Origin of the sequence: Actinomyces wuliandei (genome assembly GCF_004010955.1) — a bacterium.
Taxonomy (GTDB): Bacteria; Actinomycetota; Actinomycetes; order Actinomycetales; family Actinomycetaceae; genus Actinomyces; species Actinomyces wuliandei.
This window is the reverse complement of record NZ_CP025227.1, coordinates 1,163,282-1,187,252: the sequence shown is the minus strand read 5'-3', so window position 1 is coordinate 1,187,252 and position 23,971 is coordinate 1,163,282. Positions and strand designations below refer to the sequence as shown.

The window sequence follows — 23,971 nt, the reverse complement described above, 5'->3', positions numbered from 1 at the left end:
GGCTCACCTGTCCCTGCCGGTGGGGGTGTCCGCCCCCAGGGCAGCGACAAAGGCCTCCTGGGGGACGTCCACCCGGCCGATGGCCTTCATGCGCTTCTTGCCCTCCTTCTGCTTCTCCAGCAGCTTGCGCTTGCGGGTGACGTCGCCCCCGTAGCACTTGGCCAGCATGTCCTTGCGCAGCGCGCGGATGGTCTCGCGGGAGATGACGCGGCTGCCCACGGCCGCCTGGACCGGCACCTCGAACTGCTGGCGCGGGATGAGCTCCTTGAGCCGCTTGGTCATCATGACCCCGTAGGAGTAGGCGGCCTCCTTGTGGACGATGGCGCTGAAGGCGTCCACCCGCTCCCCGTTGAGGAGGATGTCCACCTTGACCAGGTCGGCCTCCTGGGAGCCGTCGGGCTCGTAGTCCAGGGAGGCGTAGCCACGGGTGCGCGACTTCAGGGCGTCGAAGAAGTCGAAGACGATCTCCGCCAGGGGCAGCGTGTAGTGCATCTCCACCCGGGTCTCGGAGAGGTAGTCCATCCCTGACATGGCCCCACGGCGGGCCTGACACAGCTCCATGACGGTGCCCACGTACTCCGAGGGAGTCAGGATGGTGGCACGCACCACCGGCTCACGCACGCCCGCGATCCTCCCCTCGGGGAACTCGCTGGGGTTGGTCACCGTGTGGGTGGTGCCGTCCTCCGTGGTGACCTCGTAGACCACGGAGGGGGCGGTGGAGATGATGTCCAGGCCGAACTCCCGCTCCAGGCGCTCGCGGATGATCTCCAGGTGCAGCAGGCCCAGGTAGCCGCAGCGGAACCCGAAGCCCAGGGCCACGGAGGTCTCCGGCTCATAGGTCAGGGCGGCGTCGTTGAGCTTGAGCTTGTCCAGGGCCTCGCGCAGAGCCGGGAAGTCGGAGCCGTCCACGGGGAACAGCCCGGAGAAGACCATCGGCTTGGGCTCCTGGTACCCGGCCAGGGGCTCGGTGGCGGGCCGCAGCGCGGAGGTCACCGTGTCACCGACCTTGGACTGGCGCACGTCCTTGACCCCGGTGATGAGGTAGCCGACCTCACCCGGCCCCAGCCCCCCCGAGGGGATGGGCTCGGGGCTGATGACCCCGATCTCCAGCAGGTCGTGGACGGCGCCGGTGGACAGCATCTCGATGCGCTCGCGGGGCCGCAGCGCCCCGTCGACGACGCGCACGTAGGTGACCACGCCCCGGTAGGTGTCGTAGACGGAGTCGAAGATCATGGCGCGCGCGGGGGCGTCAGGGACCCCGGAGGGCGGGGGGACGGCCTCCACGATGCGGTCGAGCAGCCCGGGCACGCCCTGGCCGGTCTTGCCGGATACCTGCAGGACGTCGTCGGTGTCGCAGCCGATGAGCGAGGCGATCTCCTCGGCGTGGCGCTGCGGCTCGGCAGCGGGCAGGTCGATCTTGTTGAGCACGGGGATGATGGCCAGGTCCCCCTCAATGGCCAGGTAGAGGTTGGCCAGGGTCTGGGCCTGGATCCCCTGGGCGGCGTCCACGAGGAGCACCGCGCCCTCGCAGGCGGCCAGGGAGCGGCTGACCTCGTAGGAGAAGTCCACGTGCCCGGGGGTGTCGATCATGTTGAGGGCGTAGGTGGTGGCGGTCCCGTCCGGCCCGGCCACGGCCCAAGGCATGCGGACCGCCTGGGACTTGATGGTGATGCCCCGCTCGCGCTCGATGTCCATGCGGTCCAGATACTGGGCGCGCATGTCGCGGGGCTGGACCACGCCGGTGGCCTGGAGCATGCGGTCGGCCAGGGTGGACTTGCCGTGGTCGATGTGCGCGATGATGCAAAAGCTGCGCAGCTGCTCCTGCGCGGTGGCGGCAGGCTGCACGCCGTTACGCTGGTCTGGCGCGGGGATCGGTGACACGGGTGCCTTCCGGGAGGGCGCCGTGGGGCGCGGGGTCAGGGTCTGTGCTCAGTGTCCCACGCACCGGGCCGCCCTCCCTCCTGGTACCGGTGTGAGACCCGACGGCACCGCAGGCTCCACCGACGACTCACCCCGCCAGGCCACGCTGCCCAGCCACCAGCACCAGGCACGCCCGGACAACCACCACAAAGCGTCACATCCCACCTCCACAGGTGACCAGCCACCCGCGCCCCAGCGGACGCTCCAGAACCAGCCAGGTGGTCGTCCCACCCACCCCCGTCTGCCAGGGCCGGGAGATACTAGCGAGGTCGAGGTCAGCCAGCTCCGCAGGCACCAGCGTCGGGTCCACCGCTGGGTGGTTTTCGATAATGTCGCCCGACAGGCCCGTCTCGGTGTCCACGTAGTCACGGATGGCCTGCTCCCCGGCGGTGAAGGCGATGACGTACCCCCACCCACCCGGGATTTCCTCCGCAAAGTTGACTGCGGGCTCCACCGAGACCACCTGCGCCCCCTCAGGCAGCCCACCCACCTCAGCCACAGCCAGGACCTCCTCCAGGTGGTCGGTGTCCGCCGGGTACGGGGCACCCACCTGCACACCCGCAGCACTGGCCGACGCCTCAGCCCTCTCAGCCCGGGCACCGCCCAGGAGCAGGTGCCCCGCAACATAGACCCCCAGGAGCGCCACCACGCACACCACCAAGGCAGCAACCGCCGCCACCACCTCACGAACCAACCCCCTCCCACCACTCACGGCCCACTCCTCACCGACGACTCACCAGACATGTCATACTCCTGGGCCATCCCCGCCTGGTGCAGTTCCTGGAGCTGCCTGTCACTGATCTCAAGGGGACCGATCTGGGTTGACTTGTTCCCGTCCCAGTTGTAGCGGTCCGCCACGTGGACACGGTAGTCGTAGGAGTAGGTCCACTCCGGGTTGTCCTGCGTGGGCGGGTAGACCGTGACCGTGCCCTCCGTGGCGTAGTTGCACCCACCCGTGGCATAGAACCAGTTCTGGTCCTCCCAGGAGTGAATGTAGTACCCCCGCCACTTGGTGGTGAAGGGATAGGTCACCGGCCCCTCCACCCCGCTAGCCCGCGCGTCCTTCACCGCCTCGCCACACATACTGGTGGCCGCGTTCTCCACCTCTGCGTCAAACTCAGGGACATCCTCCAGCATGCGGTCGGCGTCGAGCTCCAGGGGGTCCCCGCTGTTGCCCAGGAAGTGCTGCAGGTTCCTGGAGGCGTCCGGCCACCGCGACGCCATGAGCATCGCAGCGATCGTGGCCGCCTCGTGGTCGACGTAGTGCCCTGGCTCCGCCGGCCGGCTCCCGTAGACCCCGGACCCCTCATCCTCGGTGTCCCCGGGGTAGACCCAGGGGTCCACCCCGGGCATGTCCGCCTCCTCACCGGGAACCGGCTCACCCAGCTCGTCGCTGCCCTGCGTCCCCGGGGCACCGTGACCACCACCACTGTTCCTGCGGCTGTCCTCCGCCTCCCGGGGATCAGTCCACTGACGGCCCGCCCGGGAGCTGTCCACGTCCCGGCTCGGGTCAGCACCTGCCGATGCAGCCAGGGCGGTGGCGTAGTCCTCATCCACCTCGGTGGCCAGGGCCAGAGCCGAGGCCACCATCGCCTCCAGCTCAAGCGCCTCAGCCTGGGCCCGGGCCGCCTCCACCACGGCACCGCCCAGCCCCACGGCCACCGCCTGCCCAGAAGCCGCAGCCCCCGCAGCCAGCCCACCAGAACCACCGGAAGCACCAGCCGTAGCAGCAGACACCAGCGACACCGACACCGACCCGTCACCACCCAGCGCCAGGTAGGGCCGCGCCTCAGCAAAGTCCTGGCAGTCCAGCACCCTGCGCCGCACCTCCACCACGCCCTCACACGCCTCAGCCGTGGCACGCGCCAGCACACCCACCTCCTCCACCAGACCGTCGTGGAACACACCGCAGCGGTGCAGCGCCGCACGCGCCGCCTCCACACCAGCACCCAGTGAGACCACCCGCGAGCCCGCCACCCGCGCCTCATCCGCCAGGTCCGCCAACGAGCCCTCCAGGCCCCTCAGCCCGTCACCGGCCCCAGCCAGCGGATCCGGCCTCCAGGCACACACCTCACTCCACGCCACCATGTCACACCAGCCCCCCTGGAACGCGCCCACTGGTCCACCGAGGCAGCCGAGGCCCCCGCCGACTCCGCGCCCTGCGCCACGGACTCGTCGTTGGCCTGGTGGGCGGACACCAGGGCCCGGGTGCCCTCACCCACGGCCCCGTAACGGCCTCCCACCACCCGCCCCTGGCTCTCCAGGCGGCTCACCGCGCTCCCGGCTCTTCCTGAGCTCAGCGAACCGGGCATGGCCGTACCCACCGGCTCCAGGGGAGCGGACACGTCCAGGGAAGCGATCCTGCCACGCACACCGTCCAGAGACGCGGCCAGCGCCTCCAGGTCACCCGCGACAATATGAATATCCACCAGCCACAATGAGCCTCCAGAATGCCAGACAGCGGGCTCGCACGAGCCCCGGGCAGCACCCAGACAACATTGCTGCCGCTCCGCGCTGCTCGGACGCCACCCGTAGCTTAACCACCGTGACCTGTTCGTGTCAAGAAGTAGCTACGGCAGGAACCCACCACCGGCCAGGAAGCCCCTCAGGCCAGCCGGGCCCCTCAGGATCTGTACCAGGGCCGCACCACCTGCTCGAAGCAGTTCAGGGCCGCCGCCACGGTCTTGTCCATGTCCAGGTAGCGGTAGGCGCCTAGCCTGCCCCCCAGCACTACGCGGCTGCGCTCCCGCTCCCGGACGGCCAGCTCCTGGTAGCGGGCCAGGCGCTGCCGGTCGCGCGGCGTGCCCACGGGGTAGTAGGGCTCGTCCCCCGGGCCAGCGTCCCGGGAGTACTCCCGGGTGATGACCGTGGCGTCGTCAGGGTAGACGCGCTCGGGGTGGTAATGACGGAACTCGTGGACGCGGGTCCAGGGCACGCTGGCGTCCACCTGGTTGATGACGGCAGTGCCCTGGAAGTCCCCCGTGGGCACCACCTCGGTCTCCATGTCAAGGGTCCGCCAGGACAGGAAGCCGAAGCACCCGTCAAAGTAGCGGTCCAGGGCACCGGTGTAGACCACCGGCACCTGCCCCACGCAGGCCTCACGCGTGAGCGGCCCCGGCCCCGCCAGGAAGTCCTCCCCCAGCCGCACCTCGATACGCGGGGAGTCCAGCATCGCCTCCACCCACGCCGCGTAGCCCCCCAGGGGGATGCCCTCGTAGCGGTCGGAGAAGTAGCGGCTGTCATAGCTCAGGCGCACGGGCAGGCGGGTGATGATGGAGGCGGGCAGCTCGGCAGGGTCGGTCTGCCACTGCTTGGCCGTGTAGTCACGGATAAAGGCCTCGTAGAGCGGCCGCCCGATGAGGCTGACGGCCTTGTCCTCCAGGCTGGTGGGCTCACCGCCGGCACGGGCAGCCTCGGCGGCCTGCTCACGCAGGAGCGAGCGGGCCTGGTCCGGCCCCATAGCGGAACGGAAGAACTGGTTGATGGTGCCCAGGTTGATCGGCATGGGGTACACCTCGCCACGGTGCTGCGCCCACACCCGGTGCTGGTAGCCGTTGAACGCGGTGAACCGGTTGACATAGGTCCACACCCGCTCGTCAGAGGTGTGGAAGATGTGGGAGCCGTAGGTGTGGACCTCGATACCGGTGTCCGGGTCCGCCTGGGACCAGACGTTGCCACCGGGGTGGTCGCGCGCCTCCACCACCACGACGTCGATCCCCAGCTCCTCCGCCGCGCGCTGGGCCACCGTGGCCCCGAACAGGCCTGAGCCCACCACGACAAGATCCGCTCGCACACCAGTCTCCCTTCAGCCGACCGACTCCGGTCCGACAGTGGCACAGCACCGGACAGCAGGGCGCTAGACTAGCCTCTCACCCTGCCCCCACGCAGCCCGTCCCGGTACCGCGCAGCCTCAGGCTGGCTGGAGACAGCAGCAGAGCCGGGGGTCGGACAGAGCCGTCCGTCGCCATCCCGAGGAAGTGATGACCCATGGTCCGCGTGGGCGTCGTCGAGGACGACCCTCTCCACCTGCGCACCCTGACCGGCTACCTGGAGCGCTACGCGGCCGAGAGGCAGGTCAACCTGGAGGTCACCACCTACTCCAGCGCCTCGGCGCTCCTTGAGGACTACCGCCCCGTCTACGACATCCTCCTGCTGGACATCCGGATGGAGGGTGCGCAGAGCGGGGGCGTGGACGGGATGAGCGCGGCCCGCACGGTGCGCGACAGCGACCCGGCGGTCGTCATCATCTTCATCACCTCCGCGCACCAGTACGCGGTCGCAGGATACGAGGTGGGCGCGCTGGGCTACCTGCTCAAGCCCCTGCCCTACCCCGCGCTGGCCCAGGAGATGGGACGCGCCCTGGCAGCACTGCGCCGCCGGGGTGCGGGCCCCGTGCTCCTGCCGGAGGGCAGCGGGGTGCGGCGGGTGGACGCCCGCGACATCGTCTACCTGGAGTCGGTGCGCCACCGGGTGAGGATCCATCTCCTGGACCAGGAGCTCACAGTGGCCTCGAGCCTCAGGGCGATGGAGGACCTCCTCGGAGACCACAGCTTCTACCGCTCCAACTCCTGCTACCTGGTCAACCTGGATCACGTGGTTGGCGTGCACGACCAGGACTGCCTCATGAGCACAGGAGTGGCTCTGCGCGTCTCCCGTCCCCGCAGACGGGGCCTCATGTCCGCCCTAGCCGACCACGTCGGCGGCCTGCCCGTAGCCGGGAGGCCCTCCGGCCAGGCTGCCGGGACGTCCAGGGCCTCCGGGGCCTCGACGTGACCCCAGGCAGCCTGCCCATCCAGGAGGCCCTGCCCGACATCCCCCGCCTGTGGACCGCCCTGGCAGAGTGGGGCGCCTGCCTCCTCTACGTCCTGGTCGCCCGAGGACGGCAGCACCGGCCTGCACGCGCCGTCGTCGTCATGGCAGTCGTCATGGCAGCGGCCCTGCCCGCCTTGTGCGCCTACCACCTCGGCGCGGGGACGCTGCCGACCAGCCTGTGGCTGCCGGGCATGGTCGGTGCTGTCGCCCTCATGTGGCTGATCCTGCACCTGGCCCTGGGTGGCCCGCTACGGCGCTGCACCTACCTGGTAGTGCGTGCCTTCGTCCTGGCCGAGCTGGTGGCCTCCCTCCAGTGGCAGCTGTCGCTGTCCTTCTCAGGATCGCTCCTCCCGGAGCCGTTCCTCCCGGAGACCCCGCAAGCAGGCGCTGCCGCCCTGACCCTGCTGCTGGTCCTCGACACCCTCCTGCTGGCCCTCGTCTACCTCCTGGAGCGAGGTCGCGGCCACGGCACGGTGGTACCCACCTCTCGCTTCCTCGTGCTGTCCACAGCGATCGCGGCCATCACCTTCGCCATGAGCAACCTCAGCTTCATGACGACAGCCAGTCCCTTCTCCGCCCGTCTGGGGGCCGAGATCTTCTACGTCCGCACCTTGGTGGACCTGTGCGGCTTCGTCGTCCTCTACGCCCAGCTGGAGCAGGACCGCGAGGAGCAGGCGGCCCGCGAGGTGGCAACCGTACGCGCCCTGCTGCGCAGCCAGCACGACCAGTACCTGGCCTCCAAGCGCGTGACCGACGTCGTCAACCGCCGCTACCACGACCTGCGCAACCTCGTCACCGCCATCCGGGCCGAGACCGACCCCGGGCTGCGGCGCGACCAGCTTGACGAGCTGGAGGACTCGGTGCGCCCCTACGGTGCCCAGTACTGCACCGGCAACCCGGTGCTTGACGTCATCCTCACCGACAAGGGCCAGGCCTGCGTGGAGCACGGCGTCACCCTGACAGTCATGGCTGACGGGGCCGCAGTGGGGTTCGTCTCCGCCGTGGACCTGGCCACCATGGTGGGCAACGCGCTGGACAACGCCGTGGAGGCCTGCGCCCAGGTGGACGAGGCCGACCGGCGCCTGGTGCGCGTCGACCTGCGCACCCACCAGGGTCTGATCCTGCTGGAGGTGGAGAACACCTTCGCCACCCCTCCGGTCTTCTCAGCCGACGGCTCGGAGCTGGTCACCTCCAAGGAGGACCCGGCGGCCCACGGCTTCGGGGTCACGTCCATCCGCCACGCCGCAGCCGCCTACGGCGGCGAGGTGACAGCGAGCGTGACGCAGGAGGGCACTTTCGTGCTGCGCGTGCTGCTGCCCCTCCCAGCCTCCTCCCACCGCCACCGAGACGGCCGTGGCAGCCGTGGCGCCGACATCGGCTGAGCGGCCCTAGTTGAGGGCCAGGATCCTCCTGGCCACCCGGTATCCGGCGACGGGGACCCTGCTGCCGGCCCGGCCAGGCAGGTTCATGAGGCGTCCCATAAGGCTGCGTCGCACGCGGGCGCTGACGTCGGGGCGCCGGGTGTCCAGGCGCTGCCACAGCCCCTCCCGGATCGCCAGGTTCTCCGGCGTCCCCGAGCGCAACGCCATGGTGGTGATGACGACACAGCTCATGGTGTAGATGTGGACCAGGTAGCGCATCAGCTCTGGTGGCACCTCGTGGGCACGAGGCATCGACTCCAGCATGAGGGCGTTGACCCGGTCGTGCTGGTCCAGGCGGTGGATGATGACCTCGTCGGCCACCGACTGCCCCTGGCGCCCCACCGTGTACAGGTAGAGGTCGAGGTCCAGGTAGGTCAGGGAGCGCACGCTGGCCAGGGGCTGGAAGGAGTACAGGGTGTCCACGTAGAAGCAGTGCTCCGGCAAGCGCATTCCGGAGTCGCGCAGCACCTGGGTGCGGTAGGTCAGGGAGTGCATCATGAGGTACTGGTCGGGGCGGAAGCGCCCCACGTCGCTCCAGGTGCCCAGGCGCCCCTGGGGAAGGATCCCCCGGTAGCGCACCGAGTGCCGCCGCAGACGGCTGCCCTCGCGTACGTAGGTGAAGTTGGTGATCACCAGGTCCGGCTCCCGGCCTGCCTGCCGCCACCGCCGCAGGTGGGACAGCAGGCGCAGCAGGCTGGCCCGGTCCAGGGCGTCGTCGGAGTCCACCACCTTGACCCAGGTCCCGTGGGCACGGGCCAGGCCAGTGTTGACCGCTCCCCCGTGGCCCTTGTTCTCCTGGTGGACCACGACCAGGCGCGGCTCGCGCCTGGCGTAGTCGTCAAGCAGCCTCGGCGTGGAGTCGGTGGAGCCATCATCGACGACGACGACCTCCACCTCCGCGTGCCCCACCAGGGTGCTCAAGCACCGCGTCACGTAGTCCTGGGCGTTGTAGGCGGGAACTACCAGGGTCAGCAACGGTGCCGACGGGGGAAGGGGTGCCATGTACGTGTCCTCAGTCGGTTCGTCTCGGAGTGTCCTCGGGAGGTGCCCTGCGGGGCCGTCAGGCCCCGCAGCCAGGGCCTTGCGGCGTCCGCCGACCGGTGCTGTGCCCGGGACCTCGGGGAGTCTACAGGCCCGGGCAGGCTCCGTCCTCCCGGGCATCCTGTCAGCCTCTGACCACCCTCTGCCCAACGTCCTGGTCGGTCTTGCCGTCAGCCTCCTGGTCACCACCGCGGTCGCTGTCCTGGTCGGCGCCACGGCCCGCGTCCTGGTCGTCCTCCGGCTCGGGCTCGCGGCGGAAGATGACCTTGAAGATGGGGAAGAACACCCAGAAGGAGATCGCGGCGTTGATGACCATCGTGATGACGTCGGCTACTGCCTCACCGCTGCTGACGCCCAGCGTGCTCTGGCACCAGGAGTAGATCGGGCCCTTGTAGACCACCTGAGCGGCTGCGGCGAAGACCGTGATGATGATGTAGGCGATCGTGTACCACAGGGCCGCCCTCCACACCGAGGAGTTGGATCTGAAGGTGATGCTGCGCTGGGCGAAGAAGTTGATGACCTGGGCGATGAGCAGGGTGATCTCCACCGCCAGGAAGTAGGCCAGCCCCCCGCCGGAGCCGTCGGCCTGGATGGCCCCGGCCGCGTAGTCGAACAGGTAGACCGTCTGGCCCCCCGAGGAGCCCACAGGCAAGAAGTGGAGGGGGGTGCCCTCCAACGAGGTGAAGCTGAACGCCCAGCGGAACACCGGCATGAGGACCAGCTGGAGCACGGTGATGCCGTTGGACAGGATGAGGAAGACGATGAACTGGGCGAGGGTCTCGTTCCTCTCCTCGAAGCGCGACCACGCCTGCCTGATACCGGGCACAGGCTCTCCTTGCACTGTTTGCAGGGTCTACTTTGCAGTGTCTACGTTGTCTGTGTGGTGGTCTGCCTGCTGCTGCCTGGCGGCGCCCAGGAGGCTAGGTTCCCGGGCGGCCTAGCACCCGGACAGCTCACGCCGGGTGACCCGGTCCGCGCGCCGGTTGCGCAGGTAGCCCACGGCGGTGCGCCGCACCCCCCGCAGGGGGTGCCCGTTGGCGATGTCGACGACGCCCTCCACCATCTCCCCATCGACCATGCCCGAGGTCATCTTGGCCATGGCCCTCAACGGCATGTTGAGGAGGAAGAGGATGTTGAGGTCGGGTCTGCCCCTGGCCTCGGCCCTGGCCCTCCTCCAGGTGAGCACCCTGACGGCCGCGCGCGCCAGGAGGCTGCGCGCCTGGGCCAGGGACGACACCGGGTCGTTGACGCCCACCTCCCGGCCTGTGCGGGCCACAGGCAGCGGGCGCCCCAGGAGGGCCCGGAACTGGGCGTCGCTGACCTGGGTGACCTCGCCGGTGAGGTAGGGACCCAGCTCCTGGCATGCGGGCTGCGGGCGGGTCCCCTCCACCTCCAGCTCCGCCCGGAGAGGCAGGTCCTCGACGTTGCGTCCCACTTCCACGGTCCAGGTCCCTCCCTCCACGCACCAGGCCTGCTCCCCCACGTCGTAGTGGCGGAAGGTGTAGCGGTCGAAAGGAACGCGCACCTTGCACGACTGCCCGGCCTCCAGCCACACCTTGGCGAAGCCCTTGAGCTGGATGCTCGGCCCCCACAGGCCGCCGGGCGGGCGCACGTAGAGCTGGGCCACCTCAGCGCCGTCAACCTGGGAGGTGTTGGTCAGGGTGAACCGTGCCCCCTGCGCGTCAACCTCGAGGTCGGAGTAGTCGAAGGAGGAGTAGGACAGGCCGAAGCCGAAGGGGTGGGCCACCGGGGTCCCGGTGGTGGTGAAGTATCGGTAGCCGACGTAGGGTCCCTCCCGGTACAGCGCGTGCTCCCCGGTGGCGGGGAACCAGGCGGCGACTGGGTGGTCCTCGTAGCGCACCGGGTAGGTCTCGGCCAGGCGGCCGGAGGGGTTGACCGCCCCGGTGAGCACCCGCAGCGTCGCCGACGCCCCGGCCTGCCCGGACAGGTAGGTGTGGACGACGGCGCGGGCGTGGGCCTCCCAGTGCGTCTCCACGGCGGACCCGGCCGACACGACGGCGACCGTGCGCGGGTTGGCCCGGGCCACCTCGGCCAGCACACGGGTCTGCGCCTGGGGCAGGCGCATGTGGCTGCGGTCCAGGCCCTCGGACTCGCTGAGCTCGTCCAGGCCGAGGCACACCAGGGCCACCTCGGCCCTGGCGGCCAGGACGGCCGCCCGGCGGGACAGGACCGGGTCCGGGGTGCCGTCACGCTGGTACCCCTGGGCGTAGCCGACGAGCTCCAGCTCGGTCTCCCCGACGGCCTCCAGGAGGTTCTCCAGGCGGACGGGGTTGACCTGGGAGGAGCCAGCACCCTGGTAGCGCGGCGTGCGGGCCATGTCACCGATGACGGCCACCCTGGTCCCCGGGGCCAGGGGGAGGATCGCGTCCTCGTTGCGCAGCAGCACGATGGACTCCTCGGCCACGCGCCGAGCCAGGTGGTGGTGCTCCCGCGCCCCCAGGCCCGGGCGCTGCCCGTGGGAGGAGGCCGCCTCCGCCAGGGCCAGGACCTCGGCGGCGCGGGCCTGGACCTGCTCGTGGGAGAGCTCCCCGGACTCCACCGCGGCGACAACCTCCCGTGCCGAGTGCAGCCCGGGGGCGGGCATCTCCAGGGAGCTTCCTGCCCCCGCCGCAGCGGGTGCGCAGTTAGAGCCTCCCCAGTCGGAGACGACCATGCCGTCAAAGCCCCACTCCTGCCGCAGGATCTCGGTGAGCAGGTGGTGGTTCTCATTGGCGTAGACGCCGTTGACCTTGTTGTAGGCGCTCATGAGGGCGCGCGGCGCCGCCTCACGCACAACGATCTCGAAGGCGGTGAGGTAGAGCTCGCGCATGGTGCGCTCATCGACCACCGAGTCCGAGGCCATGCGGCGCAGCTCCTGGCTGTTGACAGCGAAGTGCTTGGGGGTGGCGGCAACCCCCTGGGACTGGATGCCGCGCACCACCCCGGCCGCCATGCGGCCCGACAGCAGCGGGTCCTCGGAGTAGTACTCGAAGCTGCGCCCGCACAGCGGTGAGCGCTTGATGTTGAGCCCCGGTCCCAAGAGGACGTCAACCCCCAGCGCACGGGCCTCCTGCCCCAGGGCCGCCCCCATCTCCTCAGCCAGCTCGGGGTCCCAGCTGTTGGCCACGGTGGCGGCTGTGGGAAAGCAGGTGGCGGGCTGTGAGGCGGCGATACCCAGGTGGTCGCCGCTGCCGAGCTGGCGGCGCACCCCGTGAGGGCCGTCGGACAGGACGAAGGAGCGCACGCCCCTGGCGGGCAGTGCCCGGGACTGCCACTCGGAGGCGCCCGAGAGCAGGGCGGCGGCCTCCAGCAGGGTGAGGTCGCGGGGGTCGGGGGTCACGAGGCGTCCTTTCTCAGGTCGTTCCAGTGGCAGTTTGCAACGGTAGAAGAAGGGGGGCACAGGACGGGTGCCAGCGGCCGGGACAGTCCGCCGGCCGGGAGTGTGGGCGGGCACGGGCGCGCCCGCCCACCTCCTGCTGCCTGGGGCGAGCAGCGCCTACTCAGCGGAGCCCGCAGACCCTGAGGAGCCGGAGGGCTGCGCGGCAGCGCCGTCGGCCGCCTGGGCCGCCGCCTGCCTCCTGCGGGCCAGGAAGCGCCGCACAGCCAGGGCCTCCAGGCCCAGGAGGACCACACCCAGCACCCCGAGCACGGCCCAGGTCACGTACTCCCAGGACGCACGCTGCGTCTCGGGCTGGCCGTCCTCATAGACCCACGAGCTGGCCACGGTGTAGAGGATGTTGTGCGAGGCGGTGCGCATCGCCTGGACGCCTGCGGCCGAGGTGTGCTGGACGAAGTTCACCCCGATGTCGGTGGTCGCCAGCATCATGTCACCACCGTTGCGCACCAGCTGGTCGGCGTTCTGGTAGCCGTAGCCCGCGAAGTAGTCGGTGAGCGTCATGCCGCGGAAGCCCCACTCATCCCGCAGGACGGCCTGCTGGAGGGCGGGAGAGGCGCCCGCGTAGGTGGTCCCGATGTAGTTGAACGCGGTCATGACCGCCCCGGCGCCACCCTCCTTGATGCCGATCTCGAAGGAGCGCAGGTAGATCTCACGCAGCGCCTGCTCCTGGGACCAGGTGACGAGCATGTTGGTGCGGTTGGTCTCCTGGTCGTTGAAGGCGAAGTGCTTGACGAAGGCGTAGACGCCCAGCTCCTTGGCCCCCTGGATCTCCTGGGCCACCTGGTTGCCTGCCAGGACCGGGTCCTCGGAGAAGTACTCGAAGTTGCGCCCGGCGTAGGCGTAGCGGTGGGTGTTGGTGGCCGGGGCGTACCAGCCTGCCACGTCCATGTCGTGCGCCATGGTGCCGATGGCGGTGCCGAAGTCGTGGGCGATCTCCTTGTTCCAGGTGGCCGCCACGGACACGGCGGTGGCCAGGCCGATGGAGCCCACCCCGGTGAAGTTGTTGTTGAGGGAGGCGGGGCCGTCCACGTCGGAGACGCGGACCTTGCCCACCGAGTCGACGGCCACCGACCCGTAGCCGCCGTGGGCGATGAGGTCGTTCATCTCCTCCACGCTCAGCTGGTCGAGCAGCCGGTCCCACTGCGGGTCGTCGTAGTCCAGGCCGTGCATGTCGCCCAGGACGAGCCCGTTGTCCGCCCCCGTGGTCGGCATCTCGGCGTCGGGGTCGTCCTCCTGGGAGGCGTCGTAGGTGTCGTTGGCCACGAAGGACTCCCGGTGCTCCTGCGACATCTCCAGCGAGGAGGGGGCGGCGGTAGCCTCCTCGTAGTTGGCGAAGGAGTCGGCACGAGACAGGTAGGTGACGTCACCTGCGGCGTCGTCGAACTGGTTGGTGGCCGCCACGGCGTCCCCGTCGTGGGTGGTCTCACCGGTGTAGGTGACGGTGCCGGGGACCGTGACCTCGGCCGAGTCGATGACCGTGTGGGAGTCGCTGCGGATGGACACGGTGTAGTCGCCGGCCTCCAGCACCCAGGCCTTGGCGTCCTGGGAGTCGTAGGAGGCCATGTCGTCGTCGTCAAAGCTGATGGTCACCGTCTCGGAGGCGCCGGGCTCCAGCAGGCCGGTCTTGGCGTAGTCGGCCAGGTCGACGGCCGACTTCTCAATGCCGCCGTCGGTGTAGGGGGCGGTGTAGTAGGCCTCCACGACGTCCTTGCCCGCCACGTCACCGGTGTTGGTGACCGTGACGTCGAAGGAGACGGTCCCGTCAGCGTAGGTCACCTCCCCCATCTCCTGGCGGAAGGTGGTGTAGGACAGCCCGTAGCCGAAGGGGTAGACGACCTCCTTGTCGTAGTCGATGACCCCCTCGGCCGCAGCGGTCTCGTACCAGCGGTAGCCGACGTAGATCCCCTCCACGTAGCTGACGAACCCCGGGTAGGTCGTGGTGTCGGTGAACGGGGAGGTCTGGCCGTAGCCCTCCATGTTGGTGTAGGTGAAGTCCCCGAAGTTGTTGGCTGCGGGAGAGGACGTGATGTCGGTGACGAAGGTGTCGGGGGTCCGGGCGGAGGGGTTGACCTCGCCGTCCAGGATGCGCCCCAGGGCGTTGAAGCCTACCTGGCCTCCGGGGACGGCCCAGATGATGGCGTCGATGTCGGGGTCGGCCTCCAGCTCGCCCAGCTCCATGGCGTTGGCCGAGTTGATGACCACGACGGTGGTCTGTGAGCTGGTCTTGGCCAGCTCGATGAGGTCGCGCTCGGGGGCGGTCAGCTCCAGGTAGCCCTGCCCGTCGGCGAAGTCGGGGGTGTCCTCGGCGTTGTCGGTGTAGCTGAAGGCAGGGTTGTCGGCGACCTCGGCGTTGACGTCCTGGGGCAGGTCAAAGCCCTCCCCGCCGGAGCGGGCGATAGTGACCACAGAGGTGTCGGAGAACTCCTCAAGGCCGGTGACGACGTCTGAGGTGTAGGCCTGCGAGGTGGGCTCTGGCAGGGTCCAGTCAGCCTCGAACATGCCAACCTCGGGGCGCTCGGCGCGGTAGCCGGTGTACAGGGAGGTGAGCTCCTCGTTGGTGGTGAACCCCGCGTTGTGCAGGCCGTCCAGGAGCGTGGTCGTGGGGTTGTCCGGGCTGAGCGAGCCCGAGCCGGTCCCGCCGTAGATCGGGTTGGTCGAGGCCCAGCCGAGCACGTTGAGCGCGGAGCCCTCCTCCAGCGGCAGGGCGCCGTCGGTGTTCTTCAGCAGCACCATGCCCTCCTCGGAGATGGTGTTCCCCAGCTCCTCGACGGTGGCACTGGTCTCCTCGCTGAGCGTGCCCGCACCGGAGGACAGGTCCAGGATGGTGCGCAGGCCGCCGTACATCATGGAGGTGACGGCCACCGCCACGGCGAGCGCGGCCGCGACCCACGTGGTAGAGCGCACCAGCTTGCGCACGGGCCTGTCCCTGCGTCTTACGGCAACCGTGACGACCACGGCCAGCAGGAGCACGACGCCAATGGCGATAAGCTGTGGTCGCAGGCTTGCCACGACGTTCCAGACGTCGTTCCAGTTGATCGACAGCATGGCCGAGTACCTCTCTGTACCTCTTCTGTACCTCTGTGTCTGTGGCTGTGTGCCCCGCTGACGCGTGGTCCGTGCACGAGGCTGAGTGGGCAGGAGCACGGAGCCGCCGCTGGTGGGACGGGAGCGCAGGCGGGCGCCTGGCACCGTTGGTCACCGTCAGGGAGGCCTGGGCACAGTCAAGCCGGTTCCCCTGCGGCAGAGCCAGCCCGCAGGACCAACCTGTCGATTCCAGGACCTGTTCTGCGCCCAGGCCCCGCTCACGGCACCGGGCCCGCCCCGCCCGGCTCACGGCACCAAATCGTCATAGGACAACACGGTGCCGTGTTGTCCTATGACGATTACGTTGCCCTGCCCCGCCTAAGTTAGGCTGGCCTACGTGATGGACCGGATCCACGAGCTGCCCTACCCGGGAGTCTTTCTGTTCTTCTGGTGCCTGGCCATGATGCGGTCCCACACCATGTACTGGATGGGGCGGGGCGTCACGGCGGGCACGGCCCGCACCCGTTGGGCCAGGGTGCTGGAGTCCCCGGTGTACGCACGCGCCCAGGCCTGGTCAGCACGGTGGGGTGTGCTGGCCGTCCCCCTGTCCTTCCTCACGGTGGGCCTCCAGAGCGCCATCCAACTGTCCGCAGGAGTGACCCGCATGCCACTGCACCGCTACGCCCTGGCCACGGCAGTAGGGGCACTGGCCTGGGCGGGGGTCTACACCACGATCGGCATGGCGGTCCTGGCCGCCTGGTACACCAGCCCTGCGGGCCGCGTGGTGGCGGTGGCAGCCGTGTGTGTGCTGGCCGCCATCATCGTGGCGCGCTACCGACGTGCCCGCCGGGGCTGCGTCCCAGCCACCCCCACTGCCAACAGTACCGCCCAGGAGCAGCGCAACCACTCGCCCGCCGCGCCTGCCTGAGCGCGCCTGCCTGAGACAGCCCCTCCTGCACCTGCCGCTATGTCACGCGTCCTTCGCGGGGTACAGCGGCAGGTCACCCGTCAGGGAGGTGACCTGCCTCCTGGGTCCTCGGAGCCCCAGCGCCGCCAGCTCCAGGTCACGTGTGAGGGCAGAACCGAGCCTGGAGACATACTCTTCATAAGTCCTGCACCCCTGCGCCAGGCGTGCATAGCAATCCGCCCAGGCCCACCGGACCGGATGTTCGAGTGTGATAGAAGTTCCCAGCACCCATCTTTCCGAAACGTAATGTGAAACGATCCAAGCACCCACACCAAGCGTCAACCAAAGCCCTAACAGATATAACCGATCATCGCACGGCGTCAGAAGCAATCACCATGCACGCCGCATACGTCTAGGTCGCAGCGAACAGAAATCCCGCAACCAACCAGGATCCACGATCCAACGACGAGAAGCTGTAACTCATCGCATATTGTCACGTCCGGTCAAAAATCCCAATATAACAACTAAGAAACTGAGGCCGAGCTGGGCAAGACACAGACTCATAGAGACCGACAGGGTGTCAGCAATAAGAACCGGTATAACCAGAACCACGGCAGCATCCGGACCCACGGTGACAGACTGTAATAACCCAATCGGAATCAAGCCAACAGGCGTAGGAACTGACATCGACCAGTCAGAGTCACGTCGAAAACCAGAACGCAGTGACACACCCGCCCAACCCGGCCCGGACAAAAAACCCGCTACCAGCAACTCTCCGGGGACATCGTCATTCATAATAGCACTTCCAAAAACGACTACCAAATCAACAGCACACCACCAGAAAATCATGAATAAAGCCGGAATAATAAAGTGTCCCAAACGGACCCATACAGGAGCCGCAGGCCATAGGCTATCCGGTGCGTCGTCACGCTGCGCACGCCGCGCCGCATCAGCGCAGATGAGACTAACTAACCACGCAAAAACAAGGAGCATCGCGAGCCCAAATCCATAGGCATCAAACAACAGAAGCAGGCCCGCAATGACCGCAAGACACAACGCCGTCACGGTTCTCCACGGTTGACGTCGCAGCAAAAGAAGATCTGCCTGCACCACGCCCAACACGCTACGAGAACGTGATCCAGTGAAAATCCAGCGAAACAGCCCCTCGCCAAGTAGAGCCCACCGAACAACAGCGAGGCTGTCAGGGCGTAACGGTCGCCGAACTGGCGGTGCAAGAACGAACCCCAGCCCGCGCGTGTCCAGAGCTAAGCCCACAGCCCGAAGACTAGCACCACGCTGCGCAGACTCGGAGAGGATAACGTCAGGCACGCTGCCCAAACTCGGAGCCGTCACCAACCAAGCCGCATACGTACCAGCCACCGTCGCCAGCACAGAGCAACCCACGATCCACATTCTGTATGGAGATGAATCAACAAAAATACCAGAGATGCAGATAGCTATAGTTGCTACCATTAAAAAAAATAGCCGCAAAACACCCGCGCCCCGGTTAATAACCTGGCTACGAACAGTAAGTACAAGGCCACATGCAATCATCGACGCAGCAGATCCCGCCGCGCCAGCCACTCCAAAAGCATCTCCGCCCAGCAGCCACACAAGCGCAGCAGCAGCAACTGCACCTACCAGCGCCCCACCCGCAACGATACGCCGTGCAAGCAGCCGCATAAGGTGGCCCCGATCTCCAGGACAGGACAACCACCATATCGTCTCTTCGACGCGAAGAAAAAGGGGGCCGAGCCTTCGTAGCGCCCCAACGCACGCAGCAGCACCTAGCAAAGCCGTACCGGTACCAAACCACATCGGACTAAACCGAGTAATACCCGTGAAAGTATCAACGTATACAGGGGAAAGCCGCACATCAGAACGTGCAAAAAAATGAAAAAGCATGGGTGCCCATACACCGACACCCAGCATCAACACGTAGATGTCAGAGAATCCATCAGTCTTCGTCAAACTACTTCGTCGACGTTCTGTAACGCGAACACGTGTCCACGCGCGCAACTGGTAAAGGTCCGGAACAGAACTCATGTGCCTTCCTTCAGAGCAAGCACACCGGCACCCACGTCATAAATCATCGTCTCCGAGCCCACCACAAGCACCGCGCTAGCGCTCGCCTCAACTAAAACAGGGTCATGTGACACGACAAGCAGTGCCCCCCCCGCCTCACGCTCAGCATTCAGATAACCGGCAAGCGCCTTACGAGTAGCCGCATCAAGACGTTGCTCAGGCTCGTCCAGGACCAGTATACTCCGCGGGCGAACAAGAACACTCGATAGGGAAAGCCGACGGCGCTGACCAGAAGATAGCCTGTCTGGGACGGAATCCGCCACAGCCAACAACCCCATTTCCTCCATCACCGACTCAACAATGCTTCTAGCATTCTTCACACCATGCCCATAACTGACTAATTCCAAGTGCTCACGTACACTCAACGATGGGAAAAACGCCTCATCGCCTAAATCGCGTGCGACACAGGAACGCTGAAGTGATGACCGTGGATCAGCGACTTCACCCATGACGAGCGAACTACCGGAGATGGCAGGCTGCAGACCGAGGCAGGTTCGCAGAAGAGTGGACTTGCCAGCACCATTGGCTCCAACGACAAATAGAGCTTCTCCGGGACCAACTTTCAAGTCGACTGACGAACATACTGGGTGACCCTCAAAGCCTACTGACAGCCCGGATGTATGAATATATTCCACTCCCGGCCTCAGTGCAACTGGACGAACTAGGCTAGTAACAACATGCTCAGCAGCAGACATCATAAACTACAAACCATACGGCAAATATAAACTATGCTGCGCTGGCCACGAAAGGCTACCGCACCGCACTGTGCCATCACTCCGATCTGCGCCCATCATACAACTCTTCCTCTAGAGTACCCAGTTCCGCCATAACGAGCGGAGCAAAAAGTCCGCTCAACTCCGACCACTTTCCGGATGAAACACCCTTAGCAAGGACAAGAGGAGAAAAAGCCACGTTAGCCCGCTCATTCAACTTTTCTAACCCACTTGACAAGACAGTATTCATGCATGGAAACGAGGCAGCAATCACCAGTGGTTTTTCACTAACCTGCAACGCCAGCATTGACGGCGTAGACGATAATCCGCAAGCCAGGGACATCACCGAATTAACGGTTCCAGGAAAGACCAGGAACGCTTCAGCGGCCATGGCGATATCAGCATGTGAGAGCCGCCCCGTAGGACCAGACTCATCCCAATCGTCTAGAGCAGCCCACCCTCCAGTATCACGTGCAATCTGATGTACTGCTTCAGGTGCTACGAAACGAGTAGCAGCATGAGAGACAGTTGCTGAAATGTGAATACCGTGATAGGTCTCGATGATCCAACGCATCCAGTATGGTACGAGACTAGCGGATATGGAACCAGTAATCCAAAGGTGTAGGGAACTTGCTCGCACAGAAGGCGCGTTCCCCATGTAGGAACTCAATGTCCCTACATCGGACACGACACGAAATTCAAACGTCATGAAATCTCGATCCATGGTGAGACTGCGATAGGCTTGAAACCATCCTCTCCGGCGGCCGGCAGGGACCCCATTATCATGAACTGGTAATGAGATGGCCCTTCACGGCCCGCTTCTTCGGGACGTTCGCTCTTCCTAATAGCCCCAATGTGCTTTTCTATTATTTTCTCCAGAATTATAAAGGCCTGGCTTCGCTTGGCCCACTCATAGGATCCTGAGTGTCCTGCGAGGATCCGTACCTGTTGGACCACATCAAATAAAGCCTTTCCCCGGCGGCTTCCAGAGTTCCACAAAAAACTGTACCATTTCGACTGACGCGTCATGGGAAATACCCGCCATGCGCCAGCACCTGCAGATTCGGCGTCTTCCTTGCTTCTAAAGCGATAGAAGACATAATAATTTTCAACCCCTGGGTTGGGGGCAAAGAACTTCCATTGAGGAGGTTGAGGGAGGAATGGCGTCTTGGATACCACAGAAAGAGTGGAGGAGGGCAAATTGTCCAACAGCGTAAGGACAATATGCCCATATAGTAACCATCGCACTAATGCGTAGTTACGCATACGATGCCTACCCCCATACAATTCTACAAACCTCTTCAACGCACTCTAACTTTCCTATAATAGAATGATGAGCAGATCCTGCAACAACGTCGAATCTGGCCCCCAAGTCATTCGCAACTCCTTTCTGTTCATCAACGTTGTCCTCGGCCGCCAGCACATGACATTCAGGGGCGGCAATAGTCCGAAGATCAGGAACAACTGTGGAACGATACTCTCGCCAGGAATTTCTTAACGTCGAAAGGCTGCGAGAAAAAAGAAAAACTGCGCGACGTATATCCGGCCGATAATCAAGTTCGCGGTCCACCTGGTTCGTGGACCATGCATGTGTTCCGGCAACGGTTGACACGCCTGTCTGCACTAAGGACTGAAGAAACCTTCCCGACCGGACCAGATCGTTGCGTTCAGTGAGAAAAGTGTCAAACTTAGTCGTGTCTATCAGCACAACCTTCTTCACTGCATGCGATACCTCACCCCCGTAGGCCATGTGCTGCGCGAAAAAAAATGCCCCGATAGAATGCGCTACAATCGTAACGGACTTCCCAGCACAATAATTACTGTACAGTTGCTCGAGAATTTTCGGCGCCGATATTGTCGCTGTTGTGCGACCGTATCCTGCACGGTGATAGCGCAATGTACCGTACTTGTCACCTAATACGTGACATACCCAGTCCCATGCTTCTAGACATTCACCAAGACCGTTTTCAAAAATAACCACATGATCACTATCCTGCGCATTCTCATAAATGAACTCGACTACACTGCCGTCATCCATACGAGCAAGTGAAGGCCCGTTGAGACCGTTACGCCGCGTACGCTCTAGCGAGTACTGTGACAGTTGCACAGCCTGGCTAGCCCCAATTACACTGCAAGCACTCGCAACTAGGCCACGCTCAAAGCCGCTCATGATAACAACCCACCTCCGATAGCGGGACGACTAACTCTAGAGTCAGTTATATACAGAACCGCTGAATGAGCCGCACTAAAGGACCAGAAGAACCTAGGTAGGTCCATAGTGAGCGCAACCCCTGCGTGAAACAACTTCACGGCTCCTAGGGCAGGGTTCACCAGGCGTGCAGGCAACAAATAAACCAATGGAAATGCCGTTTCCCATACAATAGTGATCCATGTTAGCGCCTTTGATAGGCCAGGGTAACGCCGTAGTTGCACCGCAATTGCACTTGATCCGTACTGACTTGTTTCAAGGACCCTCTGAAGAGCGGTGCCAGAAAGCCAGGAACTCGAAATTAACTTCGCTAAGCCAGGAGTCAAGTAGGCCAGAAATGTTTGCGCGTTAACAGCCCTGAGGTAGATGTCATCGGACAGGCTGTGATCTGGTATGAGGCCAGTAACAGCCCTGTAGCCGCATATTACGGCGGACATCTGGTCTGCCCCGTCGTTGCCATAGGGGCACCTGTAACTTTCGATCACGCTGGTTAATGCGAGTACGCCCGCCCCCACAACTTGACACTTCCGCGACCTACGGGAACTGAGGGCAAGCGCAGAACCAACCAGTGTTGCTAACTGAAGCGCAGCAGCCCCTGCCTTAGAGTCAATTGCTTTTCGTGCGCGGGTCGGCAGCCATCTGCTTCCCCGATGGAAGCTTATTCCTTCCAGTATCTCACCCCGGTCGTACGCTTTAATATCGGCCAAGGCCTCGGAGGCGGATATGACCTTCTCCGCTGCGACTATCGCGAGCGAGGAATGCACATAGTCGGACCTGCTTCCGCTAGGTCTAACTATGGCCCTAAGGCTATCCGCCCCCGAGGCTAGCCATCCATGTTTAGCAGCCAAGGCAGATGGTGCTCCCAGTCACAACCACCTCAAGTGCGCCGGGCGTTGCCGGTGTCACGGGAGTTGTCATCGTGGGGAGATTGTGCGAGTTGACGAACCCCTCACTGATTCCACTAAACTCCCGATTCGCCACCTTTTCCAACTGCTCGACAGTTGGAGCGATCCCTAGATCGGACATACACGTTCCTCCTTAGTTGTTGGGTCAGCATAGTTTAGGCTGCGCCTCCCCTGCTGCATTTATGTTAGCCTTATGTGGGAGTTCTTGTCAAGAGGTGGCTAGCATTGACCCTACTTTGTTGGCACAATAGGCGACCCTGAACAGCACCGCACTACCTCATCGCCGCAGGTCAGCCCCTTTACTGGACGTCTCCTGATAACAGGATCATAATTTGTTGGTACTTTTTTGTGTCAGCAAAGTCGACTCTGGTATGGAACCATAAATAGTTGTACTCTCAATGTCCACTGGTCGCCGATGCACCTACAACTAGAGGCATTTGGTTGGATTGCCCCGTCTATCGATTGAGCGAGGTATCAGAATGCAATGGGCATGGCTGTAACTGGTGCAGGTTAGTTCCTTGACACAGCCGCACGGCAGTCATAGGTCTGGCGTGCTATGCAGGTCATGTGATCGACAAGCCTGCTTCTGGGAAGAAGCAGCGTTGTCCTGCCCCCCTTGTCTCCTACGCGTCCTTCGTGGGGTGCAGCGGCAGGTCACCGGTCAGGGAGGTGACGGACCTCCTGGGGCCTGGAGACCGATCACAGCCAGCTCCAGGTCACGTGTGCCGCCAGCTCCAGGTCACGTGTGCCGCCAGCTCCAGGTCACGTGTGAGGGCAGAACCGAGCCTGGAGACATACTCTTCATAAGTCCTGCACCCCTGCGCCAGGCGGGTGAAGGGAAAGACATCAACGCCGGAGCCCTGCGCCTCGGCACGGCTCCACACCGAGGCGAGCAGCCCGCTGTCACCAGCAAGAACGGGCAGCGGGGTGAGGACGACGCCCGGCAGCTCGGAGTCAGCCGTCCTCACCGATGGCCCCATGATCTGCGGGCAGGCGCTGGCGACCATCGCGGAGACGATGGAGGCAGCGTTGACAGCCAGGCCCACCGGGAGGTGCCGGTCAACCACGATCACCGTCTTCTGCTGGTCGGTGGCCATGAGTACGTTCCTTTCAGTCAGGAGTTCGGCTCGCAGCCGTGGGATCCGGATCGCGCCCGTGCTTCTGTCCGTCCCCCGGAGCCCGGGCGATCCGTGCAGGCAAGACCCCAGCCAGGACAGGCGGGCAGGGCAGCGGCTTCACGGACCTGCGCGCAGACCGCTGAGTGATCATAACGCCCGCCGCCCTGTGCTCCTGTGGCGGTCGGAGCACACCGACCTCGCCCAGCCCGGCGGCGCACCACACCCCCTCTGCCCTCGTCCGCAACGGAGAGCACCCAGAGCTCGACCAGCCCCGGCAGCGCACGGTTCCAGGCTCTCCGCCAGAAGGAGGAAAGGCCCCACGAACCTCCTCCCACAGCAGGACAGCCTCCGGCCTCTGGTAGGAGCAGCCGACAACCTTCCTCATCTACATTTCTTATCGAAGAAAACGCTGGTTCAAC

Annotated in this window: 20 protein-coding genes; 3 read left to right on the top strand and 17 right to left on the bottom strand. The window is 65.2% G+C overall.

Features of this window, described 5'->3' with window-relative positions:
- Nucleotides 1–3 precede the first annotated feature (3 nt).
- From lepA to glf, 5 genes are all read right to left on the bottom strand, one after another.
- On the bottom strand, nt 4–1,881 hold the full coding sequence (gene lepA, locus CWS50_RS04880; RefSeq protein ID WP_127841880.1) for a translation elongation factor 4: 1,878 nt from the start codon (nt 1,879–1,881) through the stop codon (nt 4–6).
- 193 nt (nt 1,882–2,074) lie between these two features.
- Nucleotides 2,075–2,632: a hypothetical protein gene (locus tag CWS50_RS04875; protein WP_243118468.1), complete on the bottom strand. Its 558-nt coding sequence runs from the start codon at nt 2,630–2,632 to the stop codon at nt 2,075–2,077.
- The gene (locus tag CWS50_RS04870) at nt 2,629–4,008 is read right to left on the bottom strand and encodes a hypothetical protein (protein WP_127841879.1); all 1,380 of its coding nucleotides are present in this window, start codon (nt 4,006–4,008) and stop codon (nt 2,629–2,631) included. The genes CWS50_RS04875 and CWS50_RS04870 overlap by 4 nt, the downstream gene beginning before the upstream one ends.
- A complete protein-coding gene (locus CWS50_RS04865) occupies nt 3,942–4,358 on the bottom strand; it encodes a hypothetical protein (protein ID WP_127841878.1) in 417 nt (138 codons plus the stop codon). The genes CWS50_RS04870 and CWS50_RS04865 overlap by 67 nt, the downstream gene beginning before the upstream one ends.
- 185 nt (nt 4,359–4,543) lie before the next feature.
- Nucleotides 4,544–5,713: a UDP-galactopyranose mutase gene (gene glf, locus CWS50_RS04860; protein WP_127841877.1), complete on the bottom strand. Its 1,170-nt coding sequence runs from the start codon at nt 5,711–5,713 to the stop codon at nt 4,544–4,546.
- Between the two features lie 194 nt (nt 5,714–5,907).
- Between glf and CWS50_RS04855 the strand changes: the two genes are divergently transcribed.
- Nucleotides 5,908–6,693, top strand: coding sequence for a LytR/AlgR family response regulator transcription factor (locus CWS50_RS04855; protein WP_127841876.1), 786 nt, complete (start codon nt 5,908–5,910; stop codon nt 6,691–6,693).
- A complete protein-coding gene (locus CWS50_RS04850) occupies nt 6,690–8,114 on the top strand; it encodes an ATP-binding protein (RefSeq protein WP_127841875.1) in 1,425 nt (474 codons plus the stop codon). The genes CWS50_RS04855 and CWS50_RS04850 overlap by 4 nt, the downstream gene beginning before the upstream one ends.
- A 6-nt stretch (nt 8,115–8,120) precedes the next feature.
- Here CWS50_RS04850 and CWS50_RS04845 read toward each other — a convergent pair whose 3' ends face one another.
- The 4 genes from CWS50_RS04845 to CWS50_RS04830 all read right to left on the bottom strand — a co-directional run bounded on the left by CWS50_RS04845 (nt 8,121) and on the right by CWS50_RS04830 (nt 15,636).
- Complete coding sequence (locus tag CWS50_RS04845) at nt 8,121–9,155, bottom strand: glycosyltransferase family 2 protein (RefSeq protein WP_127841874.1); 1,035 nt, start codon at nt 9,153–9,155, stop codon at nt 8,121–8,123.
- Between the two features lie 163 nt (nt 9,156–9,318).
- Nucleotides 9,319–10,020, bottom strand: coding sequence for a GtrA family protein (locus CWS50_RS04840; protein ID WP_243118467.1), 702 nt, complete (start codon nt 10,018–10,020; stop codon nt 9,319–9,321).
- A gap of 111 nt (nt 10,021–10,131) precedes the next feature.
- A complete protein-coding gene (locus tag CWS50_RS04835; RefSeq protein ID WP_127841873.1) occupies nt 10,132–12,534 on the bottom strand; it encodes a glycoside hydrolase family 3 protein in 2,403 nt (800 codons plus the stop codon).
- Between the two features lie 156 nt (nt 12,535–12,690).
- Entirely contained in the window at nt 12,691–15,636 is a 2,946-nt protein-coding gene (locus CWS50_RS04830; RefSeq protein WP_127841872.1) for a glycoside hydrolase family 3 protein, read from the bottom strand.
- A 376-nt stretch (nt 15,637–16,012) separates the two neighbouring features.
- Here CWS50_RS04830 and CWS50_RS04825 point away from each other — a divergent pair, with 376 nt between their 5' ends.
- Nucleotides 16,013–16,543 carry a DedA family protein gene (locus tag CWS50_RS04825; protein ID WP_127841871.1) on the top strand — a complete coding sequence of 177 codons (531 nt, stop codon included), beginning with the start codon at nt 16,013–16,015 and terminating at the stop codon, nt 16,541–16,543.
- Between the two features lie 42 nt (nt 16,544–16,585).
- Here the strand turns inward: CWS50_RS04825 and CWS50_RS14050 are convergent, their stop codons facing one another.
- The 8 genes from CWS50_RS14050 to CWS50_RS04785 form a co-directional block, all read right to left on the bottom strand.
- Nucleotides 16,586–16,810, bottom strand: a complete 225-nt coding sequence (locus CWS50_RS14050) for a DUF2000 family protein (RefSeq protein ID WP_423243490.1) — start codon at nt 16,808–16,810, stop codon at nt 16,586–16,588.
- 192 nt (nt 16,811–17,002) lie between these two features.
- Entirely contained in the window at nt 17,003–18,568 is a 1,566-nt protein-coding gene (locus tag CWS50_RS04815; protein WP_127841869.1) for a hypothetical protein, read from the bottom strand.
- Nucleotides 18,565–19,302, bottom strand: coding sequence for an ABC transporter ATP-binding protein (locus tag CWS50_RS04810; RefSeq protein ID WP_243118514.1), 738 nt, complete (start codon nt 19,300–19,302; stop codon nt 18,565–18,567). Before CWS50_RS04810 ends, CWS50_RS04815 begins: the two co-directional genes overlap by 4 nt.
- Nucleotides 19,303–19,378: 76 nt before the next feature.
- On the bottom strand, nt 19,379–19,978 hold the full coding sequence (locus CWS50_RS04805) for a flavoprotein (RefSeq protein ID WP_257493438.1): 600 nt from the start codon (nt 19,976–19,978) through the stop codon (nt 19,379–19,381).
- Between the two features lie 47 nt (nt 19,979–20,025).
- The gene (locus CWS50_RS04800; RefSeq protein WP_127841866.1) at nt 20,026–20,499 is read right to left on the bottom strand and encodes a hypothetical protein; all 474 of its coding nucleotides are present in this window, start codon (nt 20,497–20,499) and stop codon (nt 20,026–20,028) included.
- Nucleotides 20,500–20,593: 94 nt separating this feature from the next.
- Nucleotides 20,594–21,490 carry an alpha/beta hydrolase gene (locus CWS50_RS04795; RefSeq protein ID WP_127841865.1) on the bottom strand — a complete coding sequence of 299 codons (897 nt, stop codon included), beginning with the start codon at nt 21,488–21,490 and terminating at the stop codon, nt 20,594–20,596.
- Nucleotides 21,491–22,366: 876 nt separating this feature from the next.
- On the bottom strand, nt 22,367–22,555 hold the full coding sequence (locus CWS50_RS14045; protein ID WP_139738604.1) for a cypemycin family RiPP: 189 nt from the start codon (nt 22,553–22,555) through the stop codon (nt 22,367–22,369).
- A gap of 595 nt (nt 22,556–23,150) precedes the next feature.
- Nucleotides 23,151–23,531: a DUF2000 domain-containing protein gene (locus CWS50_RS04785; RefSeq protein WP_127841864.1), complete on the bottom strand. Its 381-nt coding sequence runs from the start codon at nt 23,529–23,531 to the stop codon at nt 23,151–23,153.
- Nucleotides 23,532–23,971: the final 440 nt, after the last annotated feature.